Origin of the sequence: Perlucidibaca aquatica (assembly GCF_001676655.1) — a bacterium.
Classification (GTDB): Bacteria; Pseudomonadota; Gammaproteobacteria; order Pseudomonadales; family Moraxellaceae; genus Perlucidibaca; species Perlucidibaca aquatica.
Genome location: NZ_LZDB01000002.1, coordinates 865990 through 884164, shown reverse-complemented (window position 1 = coordinate 884164; position 18175 = coordinate 865990). Strand labels below are relative to the sequence as shown.

Annotated in this window: 17 protein-coding genes; 10 read left to right on the top strand and 7 right to left on the bottom strand. The window is 56.4% G+C overall.

Annotated elements, in window-relative coordinates; all coding sequences use genetic code 11:
* The first annotated feature begins 1 nt into the window (after position 1).
* The 4 genes from rnhA to sohB are packed head-to-tail and all read left to right on the top strand — an operon-like array spanning position 2 to position 3095.
* Complete coding sequence (rnhA, locus tag A8710_RS07885) at positions 2-448, top strand: ribonuclease HI (protein ID WP_068859446.1); 447 nt, start codon at positions 2-4, stop codon at positions 446-448.
* Positions 445-1182, top strand: coding sequence for a DNA polymerase III subunit epsilon (gene dnaQ, locus A8710_RS07880; RefSeq protein ID WP_068859444.1), 738 nt, complete (start codon positions 445-447; stop codon positions 1180-1182). The genes rnhA and dnaQ overlap by 4 nt, the downstream gene beginning before the upstream one ends.
* Complete coding sequence (nudC, locus tag A8710_RS07875) at positions 1179-2030, top strand: NAD(+) diphosphatase (protein ID WP_082968735.1); 852 nt, start codon at positions 1179-1181, stop codon at positions 2028-2030. Before dnaQ ends, nudC begins: the two co-directional genes overlap by 4 nt.
* 6 nt (positions 2031-2036) lie before the next feature.
* A complete protein-coding gene (sohB, locus tag A8710_RS07870; protein ID WP_068859442.1) occupies positions 2037-3095 on the top strand; it encodes a protease SohB in 1059 nt (352 codons plus the stop codon).
* A 17-nt stretch (positions 3096-3112) separates the two neighbouring features.
* On the opposite strand, the gene A8710_RS07865 is transcribed toward sohB, so the two are convergent.
* Together A8710_RS07865 and metH are read right to left on the bottom strand one after the other, a co-directional pair.
* On the bottom strand, positions 3113-3352 hold the full coding sequence (locus A8710_RS07865; RefSeq protein WP_068859439.1) for a hypothetical protein: 240 nt from the start codon (positions 3350-3352) through the stop codon (positions 3113-3115).
* A 64-nt stretch (positions 3353-3416) separates the two neighbouring features.
* Positions 3417-7145: a methionine synthase gene (metH, locus tag A8710_RS07860; protein ID WP_068859437.1), complete on the bottom strand. Its 3729-nt coding sequence runs from the start codon at positions 7143-7145 to the stop codon at positions 3417-3419.
* 128 nt (positions 7146-7273) lie between these two features.
* Here metH and nfuA point away from each other — a divergent pair, with 128 nt between their 5' ends.
* Positions 7274-7912: a Fe-S biogenesis protein NfuA gene (gene nfuA, locus A8710_RS07855; RefSeq protein WP_068859435.1), complete on the top strand. Its 639-nt coding sequence runs from the start codon at positions 7274-7276 to the stop codon at positions 7910-7912.
* A gap of 71 nt (positions 7913-7983) precedes the next feature.
* On the opposite strand, the gene A8710_RS07850 is transcribed toward nfuA, so the two are convergent.
* Entirely contained in the window at positions 7984-9552 is a 1569-nt protein-coding gene (locus A8710_RS07850) for a S8 family peptidase (RefSeq protein WP_068859433.1), read from the bottom strand.
* Positions 9553-9762: 210 nt separating this feature from the next.
* Positions 9763-10749: a malate dehydrogenase gene (locus A8710_RS07845; RefSeq protein WP_068859431.1), complete on the bottom strand. Its 987-nt coding sequence runs from the start codon at positions 10747-10749 to the stop codon at positions 9763-9765.
* Between the two features lie 162 nt (positions 10750-10911).
* Here A8710_RS07845 and A8710_RS07840 point away from each other — a divergent pair, with 162 nt between their 5' ends.
* The 3 genes from A8710_RS07840 (at position 10912) to A8710_RS07830 (ending at position 12951) form a co-directional block, all read left to right on the top strand.
* A complete protein-coding gene (locus tag A8710_RS07840; protein ID WP_264753528.1) occupies positions 10912-11541 on the top strand; it encodes a 6-pyruvoyl trahydropterin synthase family protein in 630 nt (209 codons plus the stop codon).
* Positions 11542-11794: 253 nt separating this feature from the next.
* Positions 11795-12685, top strand: coding sequence for an NAD(+) kinase (locus A8710_RS07835; RefSeq protein WP_068859430.1), 891 nt, complete (start codon positions 11795-11797; stop codon positions 12683-12685).
* A complete protein-coding gene (locus tag A8710_RS07830) occupies positions 12682-12951 on the top strand; it encodes a YeaC family protein (protein WP_068859429.1) in 270 nt (89 codons plus the stop codon). The genes A8710_RS07835 and A8710_RS07830 overlap by 4 nt, the downstream gene beginning before the upstream one ends.
* Before the next feature lie 9 nt (positions 12952-12960).
* On the opposite strand, the gene A8710_RS07825 is transcribed toward A8710_RS07830, so the two are convergent.
* A complete protein-coding gene (locus tag A8710_RS07825; RefSeq protein ID WP_068859427.1) occupies positions 12961-13470 on the bottom strand; it encodes a DUF6231 family protein in 510 nt (169 codons plus the stop codon).
* 45 nt (positions 13471-13515) lie between these two features.
* Here A8710_RS07825 and A8710_RS07820 point away from each other — a divergent pair, with 45 nt between their 5' ends.
* Both A8710_RS07820 and pepN read left to right on the top strand, forming a co-directional pair.
* A complete protein-coding gene (locus tag A8710_RS07820; protein WP_227513003.1) occupies positions 13516-14316 on the top strand; it encodes a DUF2797 domain-containing protein in 801 nt (266 codons plus the stop codon).
* Positions 14313-16976: an aminopeptidase N gene (gene pepN, locus A8710_RS07815; RefSeq protein ID WP_068859422.1), complete on the top strand. Its 2664-nt coding sequence runs from the start codon at positions 14313-14315 to the stop codon at positions 16974-16976. Before A8710_RS07820 ends, pepN begins: the two co-directional genes overlap by 4 nt.
* A gap of 33 nt (positions 16977-17009) precedes the next feature.
* Here the strand turns inward: pepN and A8710_RS07810 are convergent, their stop codons facing one another.
* Both A8710_RS07810 and A8710_RS07805 read right to left on the bottom strand, forming a co-directional pair.
* On the bottom strand, positions 17010-17633 hold the full coding sequence (locus A8710_RS07810; protein WP_068859420.1) for an MSMEG_1061 family FMN-dependent PPOX-type flavoprotein: 624 nt from the start codon (positions 17631-17633) through the stop codon (positions 17010-17012).
* A gap of 202 nt (positions 17634-17835) precedes the next feature.
* A complete protein-coding gene (locus A8710_RS07805) occupies positions 17836-18165 on the bottom strand; it encodes a DUF2834 domain-containing protein (RefSeq protein ID WP_068859418.1) in 330 nt (109 codons plus the stop codon).
* Positions 18166-18175 lie beyond the last annotated feature (10 nt).

Below are 18175 nucleotides of genomic sequence, written 5' to 3'. Positions count from 1 at the left end.
CATGTCGAGTACTGTGGTGATTCACACGGATGGTGCCTGTCGCGGCAATCCAGGCCCTGGCGGTTGGGGCGCGTTATTAGTCTCCGGTGCACATCGAAAAGAGCTCTCCGGCTTTGAGGCGATGACCACAAATAATCGCATGGAGCTGACGGCTGCGCTGGAAGCCCTGCGCGCCTTAAAAACACCCTGTCAGGTAATTTTGTGGACAGACTCCGAGTATCTTCGTAAAGGCATGAGTGAGTGGCTGCCAGGCTGGAAGGCCAGAGGGTGGCGCACGGCAGCTAAGGCGCCGGTGAAAAATGCGGATATTTGGCAGGCGCTCGATGCCGAATCTCAGCGTCACCACATTGATTGGCGCTGGGTGAAGGGCCATGCGGGTGATCCGGGCAACGAGGCCGCAGACCAGTTAGCCAATGAGGCCATAGACCGAGGCTTGAAGGCAGCATGAGACAGATTATTCTCGATATCGAAACCACCGGCTTAGATCCCGCGCTGGGGCATCGCATCATTGAAGTGGGCTGCTTGGAGATGATTAACCGTCGTCTAACCAAGCGCAGCTTTCATCACTATTTACAGCCAGACCGGGAAGTAGATGCCGGGGCTATGGCGGTGCATGGCATTACCAATGAGTTTTTGCGCGATAAGCCTCGCTTTGCCGATATCGCAGAGGCGTTCCTAACCTTCGTTGATGGCGCCGAATTAGTCATCCACAACGCCAGCTTCGATGTCGGCTTTCTGAATGCCGAGCTGGCGCGACTGAACATGCCGCGCATTCAAGAAAAATGCACGGTGCTAGATACGTTGCCGATGGCCCGGGCTAAGCATCCGGGCCAGAAGAATAATCTCGATGCCTTAGCTCGCCGTTATTTCGCAGATCAACGCGACCGAACCTATCATGGTGCCTTGTTGGACGCTGAGATTCTGGCAGAAGTCTATTTAGCCATGACCGGCGGCCAAGTTGGGCTGTCCTTGGGGCATGAAGAAGATTCGAATGAGTCTGGGGAAAGTGGCGGTGAGACCGTTCGGCGATTATCGCCCCAGCGTCCTCACTTACCGGTAATTAAAGCCAGCGCGGAAGAAATGGACACCCATCTGCAGCGTGTGGCGGTTCTCGATAAAGCGATCAATGCCAACAGTTTATTTCGGCAGCTTGAACTAACCCAGACTGAGGCCGATGCGTGAGTACAGAATTTATACCAGGCCATCACTTTACCGGCCACATTCCCTATGAGGCCTCTGTCATTGCTTTCAGAGGCAACGAACTGCTGATCGACGTGAAGACGTTCACATGGCCACAGTACATCCACGTGATTTCCGCCACCTCCATAGATGCGGAATGGCACTACCTTGGCGAGGTCAATTCACAGCCTTGCTTTACGGTTCAGCTCGATAGCAGCCTCAGTGCAGTGTTGCCCGAAGACTATGATTTAGTGCCGCTTCGTCAGTTAGTAATTGCACCAGACGCGCATATCTTTCAGTTGGCCGGTCGCGCAGCGCAAATTCTGGAATGGTCTAAAACACATCGTTACTGCGGCCAATGCGGCTCTGGCATGCAACGGCATGAATTGAATGAGCGCGCACGGGTTTGTCCTAGCTGCGGCCACAGTTGTTATCCGCGAATTAATCCCTGTGTCATCGTCGTTATTGTGAAGGGAGATGAGTTGCTCTTAGCGCGCGCACATCGCTTCACTAATGGCATGTTCAGCGCGCTCGCTGGCTTTATGGAAGCGGGCGAGTCCGCCGAAGAAACTCTGGTCCGTGAGGTGCGCGAAGAGGTGGGCGTTGAGGTCACGAATATTCGCTATGTGACCAGTCAGCCCTGGCCATTTCCTAGCAATCTCATGCTCGGCTTTATTGCCGACTACGCGGGCGGCGAGATCAAGCTGCAGGATGATGAAATTGCCGAGGCCGGCTTTTATCGTTTTGATCAATTACCCTTTGTTCCCCCTACAGGCAGCATTGCGCGCTTGCTCATCGATCAAGTGGTTCGCGAGCGTCAGGCATTTCATCAGCAACTTATCAGTGAGTAATTTTTAATGGAGTGGTTGTCTGCGTACGGATTATTTTTGGCAAAAGGCGTGACCGGTGTGATTCTGCTGGCGATTTTGCTGCGATTGATTTCACGTTCAAAGCAAGAAGGTGAGGGCCTGCAAACCGGCTACCTTGATGTTGAGGCGCTGAATGATCGTTACCAAGCAGAAGCCGATGGTTTGCGTACATTGGTATGGGATGATGCCGCTTGGAAGGTCGAGCGCAAGCAGCGCAAAGCGAAAGCGAAAGCGGAAAAAGCGGCATTAAAAGCCGCTGCTGCCCAGCCTGCGGATGCCACCCAACTTCGTGCACGGGTGTTTGTGCTGCAATTTTCCGGCGATATGGCGGCCTCGGCCGTCGCGCATTTGCGTCAGGAAGTGTCGGCTCTGCTCGCCGTGGCAGTCGCTGGTCGCGATGAAGTGGTGCTGTTGTTGGAAAGCCCGGGCGGGGTCGTTCACGGCTATGGTTTAGCAGCTTCTCAGTTAGCGCGCATCCGTGATGCGGGAGTGTCGTTGACTATTTGTGTCGATAAAGTGGCGGCCAGTGGCGGCTACATGATGGCTTGTCTGGCTAATCGCTTGCTGGCCGCGCCGTTTGCCATCGTGGGCTCCATTGGAGTGGTGGCGCAAATTCCTAACTTTCATCGCCTGCTCAAGAAAAACGATATTGACGTTGAGTTGATGACCGCCGGTGAATACAAACGTACGTTGACCTTACTGGGCGAAAATACCGACGCTGGGCGTGAAAAGTTTCAGCATGATATTGATGAAACCCATCAGTTGTTTAAGCAATTTGTGCAGCAATGGCGTCCGCAAGTGGAAATTGAAGTCGTGGCCACAGGGGAGCATTGGTTTGCCACGCAAGCCATCGCGTTGAACTTAGTCGATGCGCTGCAAACCAGTGATGACTATTTGCGTCAACGGGCGAATTCGGCGGACTTATTTGCCTTGCATTGGCGTCAGCGCAAGACCTTGGCGCAGAAATTGGGTTTGGCTGCTGAGGAAAGCGCGGATCGCGTGTTAACGCGTTGGTGGCAACGCGCCACTCAAGCGCGATGGCATTAAGGGGTTTTCGAGCCGACTTAAAGCGTTGGCTCGAAATAGTCCTGCAGTAAGATCCAAATCACCCCGACAATAATGCCGGCTAGAAAAATGCCTGAGAGCACGAAAATTTCTGCACTCTCAGCGTTTTCATCTAAATCCACGTGCTTCAAGCCAGCGACGTTAAAGCCTGAGCGCAGGAAGCGACTGATGGCTTGACGCCAACGTGGCTTCTCTTTGGGGCCGCCTGGCGGCAGCGGATGGCTATAACCCTTTTGCACGCGAAACTCCGTCTGATGACCCGCTCTTACTGGCGGCCGGTCACGACAGAGTCGCGCCGGGTGGTTAATTTCTGTCCGGATCATACCCCAAATTTGGCGATAGCCAACGTTCAGCGGTCGCCATGTCCCAACCCTTGCGAGCCGCGTAGTTTTCAACCTGATCACGGTCGATTTTGCCCACGTTAAAGTAGGTGGCTTGTGGGTGGGCAAAATACCAACCAGAGACAGCCGAGGCGGGCAGCATGGCGAAATGCTCGGTAAGCTGCATGCCGGCATTTTTCGGTGCATCTAGCCAGCGGAACAGCTCAGCTTTTTCACTATGCTCCGGGCAAGCGGGGTAACCCGGCGCGGGGCGAATACCCACATATTTTTCGGCGATGAGATCGGCGTTATCTAGGGTCTCATCCGGCGCATAACCCCAGAACTCCTTACGGACACGACGGTGCAAGCACTCAGCCAGCGCTTCTGCAAAGCGATCGGCCAAGGCTTTCACCAGAATGCCGTTATACATATCGCCGGCGCGTTCATACTGTTCCGCTAACTCATCGGCTCCGTGAACCGACACCGCAAACCCGCCCACATAATCGGCAATGCCACTGTCGAGTGGTGCGACGAAGTCAGCTAAGGAGTAGTTGGGTTTGCCACTGACTTTTTCGCTCTGCTGACGCAAGCAATGAATCTGTCCGAGCACATCCGTGCGGTCGGCATCCTGCCACAGTTGAATGTCGTCACTGCCGGTGCGGTTAGCGGGCCACAACCCAATCACGCCGCGAGCCCGCAGTGTTTTATTGGCGATGAGCTCTTGCAACATATTCTGTGCATCGGCAAAGAGGCTGCGTGCTGCTTCGCCAACAACTTCATCGTGCAAAATTTTGGGGTACTTGCCGTGCAGGTCCCAGGAAATGAAGAAAGGTGTCCAGTCAAAGTACGACACCAGTTCCTCAAGCGGGTAGTGGTCAAATACCGTGATGCCGGGTGTGTTGGGAGCAACGGGCTTCGCATTTGCCCAGTCGGTAATCACACCTTGGGCCACGGCTTTGGCGTAGGGTACACGCTCGCCACGGGGTTGGCGGTTGTTGATGCGCTCGCGTACCTCCGCGTACTCCGTTCGGCGCTCAGCAATGTACGCTGGCTTCATGTCCTTGCTGAGTAGCGTGGTGACAACACCCACAGCGCGAGATGCGTCCGCGACATAAATCACGGCATCGTTATTGTATTGCGGGTCAATCTTCACGGCGGTGTGCGCTTTTGATGTTGTCGCGCCGCCGATCATGAGCGGAATCGTAAAGCCTTGGCGTTGCATTTCGCGCGCCACATGCACCATCTCGTCCAGTGACGGCGTGATGAGACCGGACAAGCCAATAATGTCGACCTTCTCGTCGCGGGCGACTTGCAGGATTTTCTCGCAAGACACCATGACCCCGAGATCGACAATGTCGTAGCCGTTGCAACCGAGCACCACACCCACAATGTTCTTGCCGATGTCATGCACGTCACCTTTGACCGTGGCCATCAGCACTTTGCCTTTGGCCTCTACGACGCCGTTTTTTTCCTCTTCAATAAAGGGGATCAGGTGAGCAACGGCCTGCTTCATGACGCGGGCTGATTTAACCACCTGCGGCAGGAACATTTTGCCAGCACCGAAGAGGTCGCCGACTACGTTCATGCCATCCATGAGCGGGCCTTCAATGACATGAATCGGGCGCGCTACCGACAGCCGGGCCTCTTCCGTATCTTCCACAATAAAGGTAGTGATGCCTTTCACCAGCGCGTGTTCGAGGCGCTTGCCTACTGGCAGGCTGCGCCAGGCGGCATCTTCCACCACGGCCTTGCTGCCATCGCCACGGAACTGCTCGGCGATTTCCAGTAGGCGCTCGGTGCCGTCATCGCGCAGGTTACGCACCACATCCTCGACGCGCGCTTTCAATTCAGCCGGAATATCTTCATAGATGGCAAGCTGGCCGGCGTTGACGATGCCCATCGTGAGGCCGTTGCGAATCGCGTAGTAAAGGAAGACCGAGTGGATGGCCTCGCGCACCGGCTCGTTGCCACGGAACGAGAACGACACGTTGGAAATGCCGCCGGAAATTTTCGCGTACGGCAGTTCGCGCTTGATGAAGGCGCAAGAATTGATGAAGTCGACGGCGTAGTTGTTGTGCTCTTCGATGCCAGTGGCGACCGCGAACACGTTGGGGTCGAAGATAATGTCTTCTGGCGGGAAGCCGACTTCATTCACCAGAATGTCGTAGGAGCGCTTGCAGATCTCGTTCTTGCGCGCCTCGGTGTCGGCCTGGCCTTGCTCATCGAAAGCCATGACGATGATCGCTGCACCGTAGCGCATACACAGCTTGGCGCGTTCCTTGAACTCGGGAATGCCTTCCTTCATCGAGATCGAGTTCACCACCGACTTGCCCTGGATGCACTTCAGGCCCGACTCGATGATCTCCCACTTCGACGAATCGACCATGATTGGCACGCGGCAGATGTCTGGCTCGGTGGCGACCATGTTGAGGAAGGTGACCATGGCGCGCTCGGAGTCGAGCATCCCTTCGTCCATGTTGATGTCGATGATCTGTGCGCCGGCCTCGACCTGCTCGCGGGCAATCGCCAGCGCTTCCTGGTAGTTCTCCTCGCGGATCAGACGGGCGAACTTCTTCGAGCCGGTGACATTGGTGCGCTCGCCGACATTAACGAACAGGCTGCTCTCGTCAATCGTGAATGGCTCCAGCCCGGAGAGCTTGCAGGCCGGTGTGAAGCTCGGCACTACGCGGCGCGGATACTTAGCAACGGCCTCGGCGATGGCCTTGATATGCTCTGGCGTGGTGCCGCAGCAGCCACCCACGATATTGAGAAAACCACTGGCAGCAAACTCTTCAATGATGGCGGCGGTTTCTTCGGCGGTCTCGTCGTATTCGCCAAAAGCATTCGGCAGGCCCGCATTGGGGTGGGCGCTAACAAAGGTATCTGCCTTGTTGGCCAGCTCTTGCACGTACGGGCGTAACTCTTTGCCGCCAAGCGCACAGTTAAAACCAATCGAGATTGGCTTGGCATGACGCACCGAGTTCCAGAAGGCTTCGGCAGTTTGACCCGACAAGGTTCGGCCAGATGCATCGGTGATGGTGCCGGAGATCATGATGGGCAGGGTGAATCCAATCTCTTCAAACACATCCTGTACAGCAAAAATAGCGGCTTTGGCGTTGAGCGTATCAAAGACGGTTTCAATCAAAATGATGTCGGCGCCGCCATCGATGAGCGCAAAGGTGGCCTCGCGATAGTTCACCACCAACTCATCAAAGCTGACGTTGCGGAAGGCAGGGTTATTCACATCCGGCGAGATCGAGCAGGTGCGCGAGGTTGGGCCAAGAACGCCAGCGACAAAACGCGGCTTATGCGGCTCGCGTGCTGTCCACTCATCTGCGACGCGACGGGCGAGGGCAGCCGCTTCATGATTCAGTTCAGTAACCAGAGACTCCATGCCATAGTCAGCCATGGACACTTGCGTGCCATTAAAGGAGTTGGTTTCCAGAATATCGGCGCCGGCGGCGCAATACGCATCATGAATGCCGGCAATAATGCTGGGGTTACTCAGCACCAAAAGATCGTTGTTACCCTTCACGTCACGTGGCCAATCGGCAAAGCGCTCACCGCGATAGTCTGCTTCTTCCAGCTTATGGCGCTGAATCATGGTGCCCATGGCGCCATCGATAATTAGAATGCGTTCTTGCAGGGCCTGCTGAAGTTGCTGGACTCGGACTTCACGTGCGGCTGTGTTGGCTAACAATGACTTGGACATTAGAGGTGGCATCTATCCAAAAAAATGGATGGATAGTGTAGCAGAGCTGTTAGCATGAGTCCTGTCTTGCAGATGCCACAGGCCTGCTATAATCAGCCAACGTTTGAATTCCGCCTAAGGGGCTCTTAATGAGTGATGCAGTAAACAACGCAGAGACCAGTGAACTGACCAGCAACATGGTTATCACCGAGTCCGCTCAAGCGTATTTGCGCGAATTGTTGGCTAAGCAGAATAGCGCTGGCATTGGCGTGCGTATCTTTGTGGAGAACCCAGGAACGCCTCGCGCTGAGTGTTGTATGGCGTATTGCACGCTCGGCGAAGAAAAGTCGGAAGATGTGCGTATCGATTACGAGGGCTTCCCCGCCTATGTGGATGCGCGCTCGGTGACGTATTTGGTCGATGCCGTTATTGATTACAACAAAGACCGCATGGGTGGCCAGCTCACCTTTAAAGCGCCACGCTCCAAGGTGCCGAATATTTCTTCCGATAGCCCCATCGAAGAACGTATTAACCACGTTTTATTTGCGGAAGTGAACCCAGGCTTGGCCGCCCACAATGGCAGTGTCAGCTTGCTGGAGTGCTACAACGATCCAGACCTTGGTTGGACGGCTGTGCTGAAATTTGGTGGCGGCTGCCAAGGCTGCTCCGCCGTGGATATGACACTGAAGCAAGGCGTTGAGACCACGCTGAAGGCGCAGATCCCTGAGTTGGCCCGCGTCACTGACAGCACGGACCACAGTAAAAAAGACAACGCCTACTTCAAATAATGGCGTCAACAAAAAGCCCGGTTAGCGCATCGCTAACCGGGCTTTTTGTTGACCCAAGAAACGGTCAGCGATCAGTTAGGCTGACCGTAGAACTTCACTGTGCCACTGCCTGCCGTGACGGTGATGCGCCAACGATAGGTTGCACTGGATTGATTGGTGGTTTTCAGTGTGCCCGTGCTGCTGCTCGCCACATTGCTCCAACTGCTTGAGAAGAGGCTGCGTGTTAAGCGCTGCAGGGTAATCGTCGCTGTCATGCCTGCTGGCAATTGCAGGTAACCATTCAAATTACCGCTGGCACTAAAGCCATTGCTATTCGGTGCCAATGTTGCGCTACCGTTACTGGCGCTAAAAGTGTACAGCGTGCAGTTTTTGCCAGTCCCAGAGCTGGTGCAAGGCTCGGTTGGCGTGGTGGGTGGATCGGTTGGAACCGTACTGACTGGGCCGCCCAGGGAGGTGACATTCAGCAGCTTGTTCACGGAGCCTGTGCCAGCACTGGTGATTTTGTTCACCGTCGCCTGAGTCACCAACGCATCAGACACTTGTGCAGGCGTTGCCGTTGGATTGGCAGACAAGAAGAGTGCGGCTGCACCGGCTACATGAGGTGAAGCCATTGATGTCCCGCTTAGCGTAGCGGTGCCGTTATCGCTGTTATGACCCGCAGAGACAGTTGCATCGCCTGGCGCAAACAAATCAAGGCAAGTGCCGAAATTGGAATAGCTAGCACGGCTGTCTGTTTTCGTGCTGGCACCAACGGTGACAGCCTCTGGCACGCGATTGGGCGAGCCATTGCAGGCGTCAGTGTTGTCGTTACCCGCGGCAACCACAAATGTCACACCTGCAGCCGTGGCGCGCTTCACGGCGTCATCCAGTGCGCTAGAGGCACCGCCGCCTAAAGACATGTTGGCAACAGCGGGGAGTTGCTTATTCGCAACGACCCAATCCACACCGGCAATGACGCCCGAATTGGAGCCGGAGCCATCACAGCCGAGCACGCGAACAGCATGCACGGTGGCTTTTTTAGCTACACCATACTGAGTGCCCACTGCTGTGCCCGAAACGTGGGTGCCGTGACCTTGGCAGTCGTTGGTATTGTTAGGGTCAGTAGACGAATTGAGTACGCTGGAACTGTTCGGTGCAAAGTTGCGACCGGTGCCGATACGGCCGATGAAATCGCTGTGCGTCGCGCGAATTCCAGTATCTAAAATATAAACGTGTACGCCTTGGCCCGCGCTATCAGCATAGTTGTACGTGTTATTGAGCGGCAGCGAGGCTTGGTCAATACGGTCTAAACCATAGGGGGGATTGGCTTGTGAGGCTGCAATCCCAACCCATTGATCCGGCTCAATGGCCTGAACAATCGGTAAGGCGCCGAGCAATTTGGCTTGCAATGGCGTCATGCGTACGGAAAAGCCATTCAGAGCATGCGCATAGACATGCTGAATTTTACCGACACCCAGCGTGCCGAGCAGGCTTTGGGCAACTTGGTCAACGCGGGACAGTCCCAATTGTTGCTTGGCAAGATCCATATTCAAACGAACGATGTATTGGTTTGGAATGGTGCCGGTTGATGGTGTTGGGGTCGATGCGGTGGCATGAATTGAAGCAAAGAGTGTGAATAAACACAGTGCGGGTTTAAGCATTTTGGCTCTCGGAGTTATTGAGTTTATGAGCCGTCCTGGCGAGCTGTAACATAACATTTCAAAATGACAATAAAAAGAAAACACGACATTTTTCGGATTCAAATGAATCCGACGAATTGCATGTGAAGCTCGATAAATTTATTGATGCTTTTTAAAAAATAAACCCGCCGAAGCGGGTCTATTTTTTGCGTTGAGTTTTAAGCAGAAGCCTTATGGCAGCAGGTGCTTAACGCCTTCACGCTCTTCCAGCAATTCGTTCAGTGTGAAGTCCATGCGCTCACGCGAGAATGCATCCACTTCCAGGCCTTCAATGCGGGTGTATTCGCCGTTGGCACAGGTAACGGGAACACCGTACATGACTTCTTCTGGAATGCCGTAGGAGCCATCGGATGGCACGCCCATGGTGACCCACTTGCCGTTGGTGCCCAGGGCCCAGTCGCGCATGTGATCGATGGCAGCGTTAGCAGCGGAAGCAGCCGACGACAAACCACGCGCTTCAATGATAGCTGCGCCGCGCTTGCCGACAGTCGGCAGGAACACGTTCTTGTTCCATTCTTCGTCGTTGATCATGGCTTTTACGCCTTCGCCGCCAATAGTGGCAAAACGATAGTCGGCGTACATGGTTGGCGAGTGGTTGCCCCACACGACCATCTTCTCGATGTCTGCAACGGCCTTGCCTGTCTTGCCGGCGATCTGCGAGAGGGCGCGGTTGTGATCGAGACGCAACATGGCAGTGAAGTTCTTCGCGGGCAGATCAGGAGCCGACTTCATGGCGATGTAAGCGTTGGTGTTAGCGGGGTTGCCAACCACCAGCACTTTCACGTTGCGCGAAGCGACATCGTTCAGTGCTTTGCCTTGCACGGTGAAGATTTCAGCGTTAGCCGACAGCAGGTCCTTGCGTTCCATGCCTGGGCCACGGGGACGAGCACCGACGAGCAGGGCGTAGTCAACATCCTTGAAGGCAACGCGCGGATCATCGGTACCGACCATGCCGGCCAACAGCGGGAATGCGCAATCTTCGAGTTCCATCATGACGCCTTTGAGAGCAGCCTGAGCTTTCTCAAATGGCACTTCCAGCATCTGCAAAATTACCGGCTGGTCTTTGCCCAGCATTTCGCCAGAGGCGATGCGGAACAACAGGCTGTAACCAATTTGGCCGGCGGCGCCGGTGACTGCCACGCGTACGGGCTGCTTCATGATAAAACTCCTGGTAGGGCGTTTGTTTATACCGCTGTTGGCCCCCGGGTCGGGGATGGCGCAGCGGCAAAAGGTCCGGTGGCGATTCTACACGACGCGTTTATGAAGATGCGACCGAAAATGCCGCCGTTCAGCGACTGCTTCTAGCGGATATTTGCTAGAATGCCCCCCTCTGATCTCACGCTCTGGCCCGTCTTCATGCTGATTCGTAAGCTGTTTCGCTTCGAGAATGCCCACATTGTGCGCAATTGCAGCAGCGATCGCTGTCGTCGATCCATTCACGGCCACAGCTATCAGGTTGAAATTTTGCTAGAAGCCAACGCCCTGGATCATGGCCAAATGGTCTATGACTTTGGCTTAATGAAGGGCGATATTCGTACGCTAATCGACAGCTTTGACCATGCCGTGGCGTTCTGGGATCAAGACGACGCGGAATATCTCGATGCTTGCCGTAAATTCAGCGCTCGTTGGATTGCATTGCCCGTATCGCCATCGGCAGAACAATTCTCACGCGTCATGTTTGTGCTGGTAGACCGTGTTTTAGCGCTGACCGATATGGCCAATGGCGAGCAAGACGTTCGTCTGAACTCGGTCATCGTGCATGAAACCGCCACGGGCTATGCCCAATGCTTCCGCGCCGACATAGAAAACCCGCGCATGGGTGACATTGCCCTGGAACGCATCGTGTTCTCCGAGCAAGTTCAAGCCGAATGGCCGGATGCGTCCTTATGGCAGCGCCTGCTGAGTGGCCAGCGTCAGCGCAACCCCGCTGTGACCCTACAAGTTAAATAGACGCACTGAGTCGTCGCTCGCGTCATCGCATTGTCATCTTTCTCTGTTCTCCTTCGTTCATACCGAAGAGAAAATAACGAGAGCATGACTATGGATATGGAACGAGAAGAGTTTTTGGACGTGTGGTTTGCTGCGGATATAGATGCCAGCGATGAGCTTGGCGCAAGCTCCGATGATGCGACTGAACTGTAATACCCTTTCCGTGACGCCTAGCAAACGCTAGACTCGCGCCATCTCAAGAGATGGTTCGCTCATGGAATGGTTCCGCAATATTGGCCTAATGGGCCGACCCGGTAATACCGCCGTCGCCGATACCCTGCTCGACGTTCAGCGCTACCTTGAAGGTCAGGGGCGGCGTGTCTTGTTTGATGAAGATACCGCGGCGCTGTTGCCCTCCCGCAACGACATACAAATGTGCTCCCGGCAATCGCTGGGTGAAGCCTGTGACCTCGTGATTGTAGTCGGAGGCGATGGCTCGCTCCTGCATGCAGCAAGAGCCTTGGCGCGCTCGAATACGCCGGTGTTAGGCATTAACCGTGGCCGCTTAGGCTTTCTCACGGATGTCGCGCCTAGTGAGCTGGAAGATAAGTTGGGTGCGGTATTACGGGGTGATTTTGCTGAAGATAAGCGCTTTATGCTGAGTGCCGAGGTGTGTCGCGACGGCCTCGTGCTGGGCGATATGTTGGCGCTTAACGATGTCATCTTGCATACCGGCAAGACCGTGCACATGATTGAGTTTGAGCTCTATGTGGAAGGCGAGTTTGTCTATCGCCTGCGCTCAGACGGTTTAATTGTGTGCACCCCCACGGGCTCCACCGCCTATGCCTTATCGGGTGGTGGCCCCATTTTGCATCCGCGTCTGGATGCGATGGGGCTGGTGCCAATGCACCCGCACACGCTGAGTAGTCGCCCCATTGTGGTGGATGGCGAAAGCGAAATTAAGATTCAGGTGCTGTCCGATATTCCACCTCGTGTGAGTGCGGACGGCCAACCGGGGCAAATGCTGAAGGCGGGCGACTGGGTGTATGTGCGCAAACATCCCTTTAAGTTGCGCCTGATTCATCCGCCGGGACATGATTTTTACGCGGCCTGCCGCACCAAGCTGGGTTGGAGTAGCCACCTCAGCCAGGGAGATAATGAATGAACGAAGTATTGCTCTCCCGCATGCTGGAGGTGCTGACTCCCGAGATCGTGGCTAACTTGCGTAAAGCCATTGAGCTGGGCAAATGGCCTGATGGCAAGCGACTAACACGAGAGCAGCTGGAAACCAGCATGCAGGCTGTTATCGCCTGGGAGGCCAAGCATCTGCCTCAAACTGAGCGCAGCGGCTACATCGAGAAAAAAGAGAAAGAAGGCGAGGTGTGCGACACGCCGCATCCCGAACAGCAGCGTGTTAAGTTTTTGCATTAAGTCTTTGTTTTACCAGCGGTACTTGTTCCAGTTTTCGGGGTTGGCCCAGAACCGTGGGTTAAGCCAATCAGGAACAGTTTTGTAGGTGCGAATATCAAAGCTCCACGCTTCAATCAGGTCATCACCTTGTTGAAATCGTGCTTGCTGCTGCAAACCTAAGGCCCGTAACGAGTCGGTTTGAGCCAGTGCATTTTGCTCCGGCCAGGCACCGGCGGGCACAAATGCCAACAGTTGTCGCGCATGTAGGTCGCGCAGGGCAGAAAGCAGGTGCAACACATCCTGCCAAGGCAGCTCTGCCGATAACCATGTCACGGCGAGGTCATGGCGTTTCTGCCAAGGGCTTTGCAATAGATTCTGGGGGCTGGATTCAGACCAGCTCAGCGCGTCCAGCGGAGGCATGGGGGGGCAGGGCTGGTCACTAACCCATAGACCACTTTTGCTCTGAGCCGATGCGTGTTGGCTATCTTCGAGTGCCGTGGCGATGAGGTGTAAAGCGGCGGCATCCAGAGTTTTCTTCAATGTTTTTCACCAGGTGAACGGGTCATGCGCGGTACTGTAAGGAAAATGCAGTGTGAACGGAATGCAGCGAGCGCAGATGCGCTGAATTACTTCCTGCCGCTGGACAATGTGTTGCTGCCGATGAACGGCCTGATTGGCAAGCGGCTGGAGATTCGCGCCAGCGAGCGCATCACCTGCGTGGCCTGCGGCAAATCCAGCAACAAGTCATTCAATCAGGGTTATTGCTACCGCTGCTTCATCAAGCTGGCGGCCTGCGACATGTGCATCATGAAGCCGGAGACCTGCCATCACCACCTCGGCACCTGCCGCGAACCGGACTGGGGCGTGAAGCACTGCATGATTCCGCATGTGGTGTATTTGGCCAATTCGTCCGGCCTGAAGGTTGGCATCACCCGTGAAACGCAGATTCCCACGCGCTGGATAGACCAGGGCGCGGGCCAGGCGCTGCCGATTTTCCGGGTGGCCACGCGGCGCTTGTCCGGCCTGATCGAAACCACGCTGGCGGCGCATGTGGCCGACAAGACCAAGTGGCAGGCGCTGGTGAAAGGCGAGTATGCCGAAATGGATCTGGCGGCCGAGCGGGATCGCTTGATGACGCTGTGCGCTGCCGAGCTGGCGGCGCTGGAGGCCGAATTCCCCGGTCAGATCGAGCGGGTGCAGGCCGATGTGCTGAGCCTGAACTATCCCGTGCAGCAGTTTGCCGTGAAGGCGAAGTCGTTCAGCCCGGACAAGGAGCCGGCAGTGGGTGTGCTGACCGGCATCAAGGGTCAATATTTGCTGTTTGATACCGGCGTGCTGAATGTGCGCAAGTACACCGGCCATGAGTGGGAAGTGACTGTGCTATGAAAATCGAATTACCCGCTGGCGGCGAGAAGATCTTTCTCAAGGATTATCAGGTGCCGGCGTATCAGGTGTTGCAAGCCGAATTTACCGTAGAACTGCTGCCGGGCTGTGCCGAAGTGCACGCCACGCTTCAGCTGCAACGACACCCCTCGGCTCCCGCCGATGCGCCATTGGTTCTGCTCGGTGCGGATCTGGAGTTGCTGGCGCTGGCCTGGGATGGTCAGCCTCTGACAGCGGACGACTGGCATTGGGCCGGCGAGCAGTGGGTGTTTCCGGGCGCCACGGATGCCGGTGTGTTCACCAGCACGGTGCGCATCTACCCAGACAGCAATCTCGCGCTGGAGGGGCTGTATCGCTCGCATGGCCTGTATTGCACGCAATGCGAGGCCGAGGGCTTCCGCAAAATCACGCTGTATCCTGATCGGCCGGATGTGCTGGCACCGTTCCGCGTGACCGTGATTGCCGACCGGGCGCAGTGCCCGGTGCTGCTGTCCAACGGCAACTGCGTGGTGCGTGGCGAGCTGGATGCGGGCCGTCATTTTGCCACCTGGGAAGATCCGCACCCGAAGCCGAGCTATCTGTTTGCGCTGGTTGCCGGCGATCTGGCTGTGCTGGAAGACCGCTTCGTGACGCGCTCGGGGCGTGAAGTGACGCTGCAGATCTTTACCGCCGCGCAGGATCAGGACAAATGCCATCACGCCATGGCGTCGCTGAAGGCTTCCATGCGCTGGGACGAGGAGAAGTACGGCTGCGAATACGACCTCGACATCTACATGATCGTCGCGGTATCGCACTTCAACATGGGTGCGATGGAGAACAAGGGCCTCAACGTCTTCAACACCAGCTGCGTGCTCGCGCACCCGGCGACCACCACCGACGCCGGCTTCCAGCGCGTCGAGGCGGTGGTGGCGCACGAGTATTTCCACAACTGGAGCGGTAACCGCGTGACCTGTCGCGACTGGTTCCAGCTCTGTCTGAAAGAGGGCTTCACGGTCTTCCGCGACCAGCAGTTCTCCGCCGACCAGCTCTCCGCCGCCGTGCAACGACTGGAGGATGTCGCTTTCCTGCGCACCCACCAGTTCGCCGAAGATGCCGGCCCGCTGGCGCATCCGGTGCGCCCGGAGTCGTTCGTTGAGATCAACAATTTCTACACGATGACCGTGTACGAGAAGGGCGCCGAGATCGCGCGCATGCTGCACACCGTGCTTGGTGCCGACGGTTTCCGCCGTGGCACGGACAAATATTTTGCTGACAACGATGGCCGTGCTGCCACGGTCGAAGACTTCCTGATCGCGTTGGGTGCGGCCAATGGTCGTGACCTCGCGCAGTGGCTGCCGACCTGGCTGCGCTGGTATCGCCAGCCGGGCACGCCGGTAGTCACGGCATCGCCGGTCTGGGATGCCGCCGCGCAAACGCTGACACTGACCTTGACGCAGACTCAGGCCGCGCTGGAAGGGCATCCGCAACCGGAGCCGCTGCCGATTCCGGTGCGTCTGGGGCTGATCGGCGAGCAGGGTGCGCTGAGTGTGGGTTTGCACGGCGAGCTTGGCGATGACTTCCTGCTCATGCTCGATCAGCCGAGTCAGACTTGGGTGTTCTCGGGTGTCGCTGAAGCGCCCGTGCTGTCGCTGTTCCGTGACTTCAGCGCGCCGGTGCGCGTGGATTACGCCTGCGATGATGCCGCGCTGGCCTGCCTGGTGCGCGCAGACAGCAATGGTTTCAATCGCTGGGCCGCTGCGCAGGAGCTGGCGATACGCGAAATCGTCGCGCTGGCGGAGCTGATTCGTCGCGGCGATGTGCGTGCCCGTGCCGAGCGTTCCAGTGTTCTGGCTGACGCCCTTGCGGCGATGTGGCCGGACCTGGCGGTCAGCGATCCGGCATTGGCTGTGAAGCTGCTGGAATTGCCAAGCCTAGGCTATCTCGCCGAACAGGTGGCGGTGTATGACCCGGCCGCGTTGCATGCCGCTCGTGAGCAGGTGTTGCTGGCGATTTGCACGCCGCTGGCCCCAGCGCTGCGTGGCATTCTGGCGCGCGGGGTCATGCTGCAGCCTTATGTGTACAACGCTGAAGCCATCGCCGGCCGCTCGCTGGCCCGCACGGCGCTGGATGCGCTGGCGCGACTTGAGCCGGCAGAGGCGGGCGCTATCGCTCAGCAGTGGCTGAGTGCAGCGCCGCACATGACGGCGGAACAGAGTGCGCTGAGCTTGCTGGTGCATCATCAATTGCCGGGTTCCGAGCCGGCGCTGGCGCAGTTCCATGCACGCTGGCGTCACGAACCGCTGGTGCTGGATCAGTGGTTTGCCACGCAAGCGGCACTGCCGGCGCCGGGTGCGGTTGAGATCGCAGATGCTCTGTTGACGCATCCTGATTTTGACCGGACGGTGCCTAACCGCGTGCGTGCCGTGGTCGCGCAGCTGGCGGGGAACAATCCGGTGGCTTTCCATCGGGCGGATGGGGCGGGTTATGCGCTGCTCGCGCGTGAGGTGGCTGCTATTGATGCCCGGAACCCGCAGTTGGCTTCGCGATTGGCGGGGGCGTTTGGGATTTGGCGGAAGTTGGATGACAGCAGACAACGCTTGGTGCTGGCGGCGCTTGATGGGCTGCTGGCGGGGGAGTTGTCTTCAGATACGCGGGAGACGCTGACGCGAATAGCGGAGAATTGAGCGGTTGTCGCTCAACTGCAAGCGCCGCCTATTTTATAAGTTCATTTTGTAATCGACCTGCACAGCCGCGTCTACCGCTAGAGCAATGGCGGCGCGGCTGAGCTTGTCGCTCGCGGCATTTCGAGCAATTTGTTTACCGAAGTTGATCTTCATGGGCGCTTGCCAGCTCGCGGGTTGCCACGCATTACTGCGCTTAAAGGCCTTCGCACAGTGGAAAAAGCACTCTTTCACGTCCACTTTTATCAGTAGCAACGCAGGTTTGCCGTTGGCCGCCATGTCCTGGCAAATATCTTCATCCTCATACAGCGAAGCACTCCCGTTCACGCGAAGGGTTTCCTCCGTGCCGGGGATTACAAAGAGCAAACCAATACTGCCGGTACTCAGAATATTGCACAGACCATGCAGGAGCTTATTACCGGGACGCTCGGGGATCAGTAAGGTATGGTCGTCCAAAACACGAACGAAGCCGGGCAAGTCACCTTTGGGCGATACCGTGAGTTCATCCAAGCTGCCCGCGCTGGCCATAAAGAGCAAGGCGCTCTTGCCAATGAACTCGCGAGCCTCAGGGGTTAACTCCGGTGAAATTTTTTGTTGGGTCAATGAATGCGGCTGCCCAATCAAATTCCGTAGCTGTTCAACGGACTCAATACGCTTCATTTCTCTAGCACCGCCTAGACTTAAAGTTGTCACGATACTACATCGAAACGCCGGACTATTCGCAACCGCAGGATGCCGAGTCGCTGCTGCTAATCCCCGCGCCAGTCGCTGCGATATAGCCGTGTCTTTTCCACCAGTCCAAACCGCCCATCAGCGCTTATCAAAGTAAGCGGTTGATTATGCTTTCATGAGCAGAAATTAATTACTCGCGATGGCTCAGTTGTTTTGCGCGCAAAATTAAGTACAAGGCAAAACCTACCGCAACACCGGGAACCGCGCCAAGTACCAGGCACACCCAGCCGTGTTGAATACCTTTGGCTTTGCGCTCATACAAAACCCAGATCACCAACACACACCAGCACAGAATGACATCGGTCGAGTAACCCGCAGCGAAGGGGTTCACAAAGCCGGCGGCTAGCGCAGAAATGATGTCCCAATCGAGCATCAACGCGGGAATCACGGTGAGCGCAAAGAACACACTGAACAGGGTGGCAATGGCTGCCAATAGCGCAAAGTAGGTTTTTTCAGACATTACAGGGGCC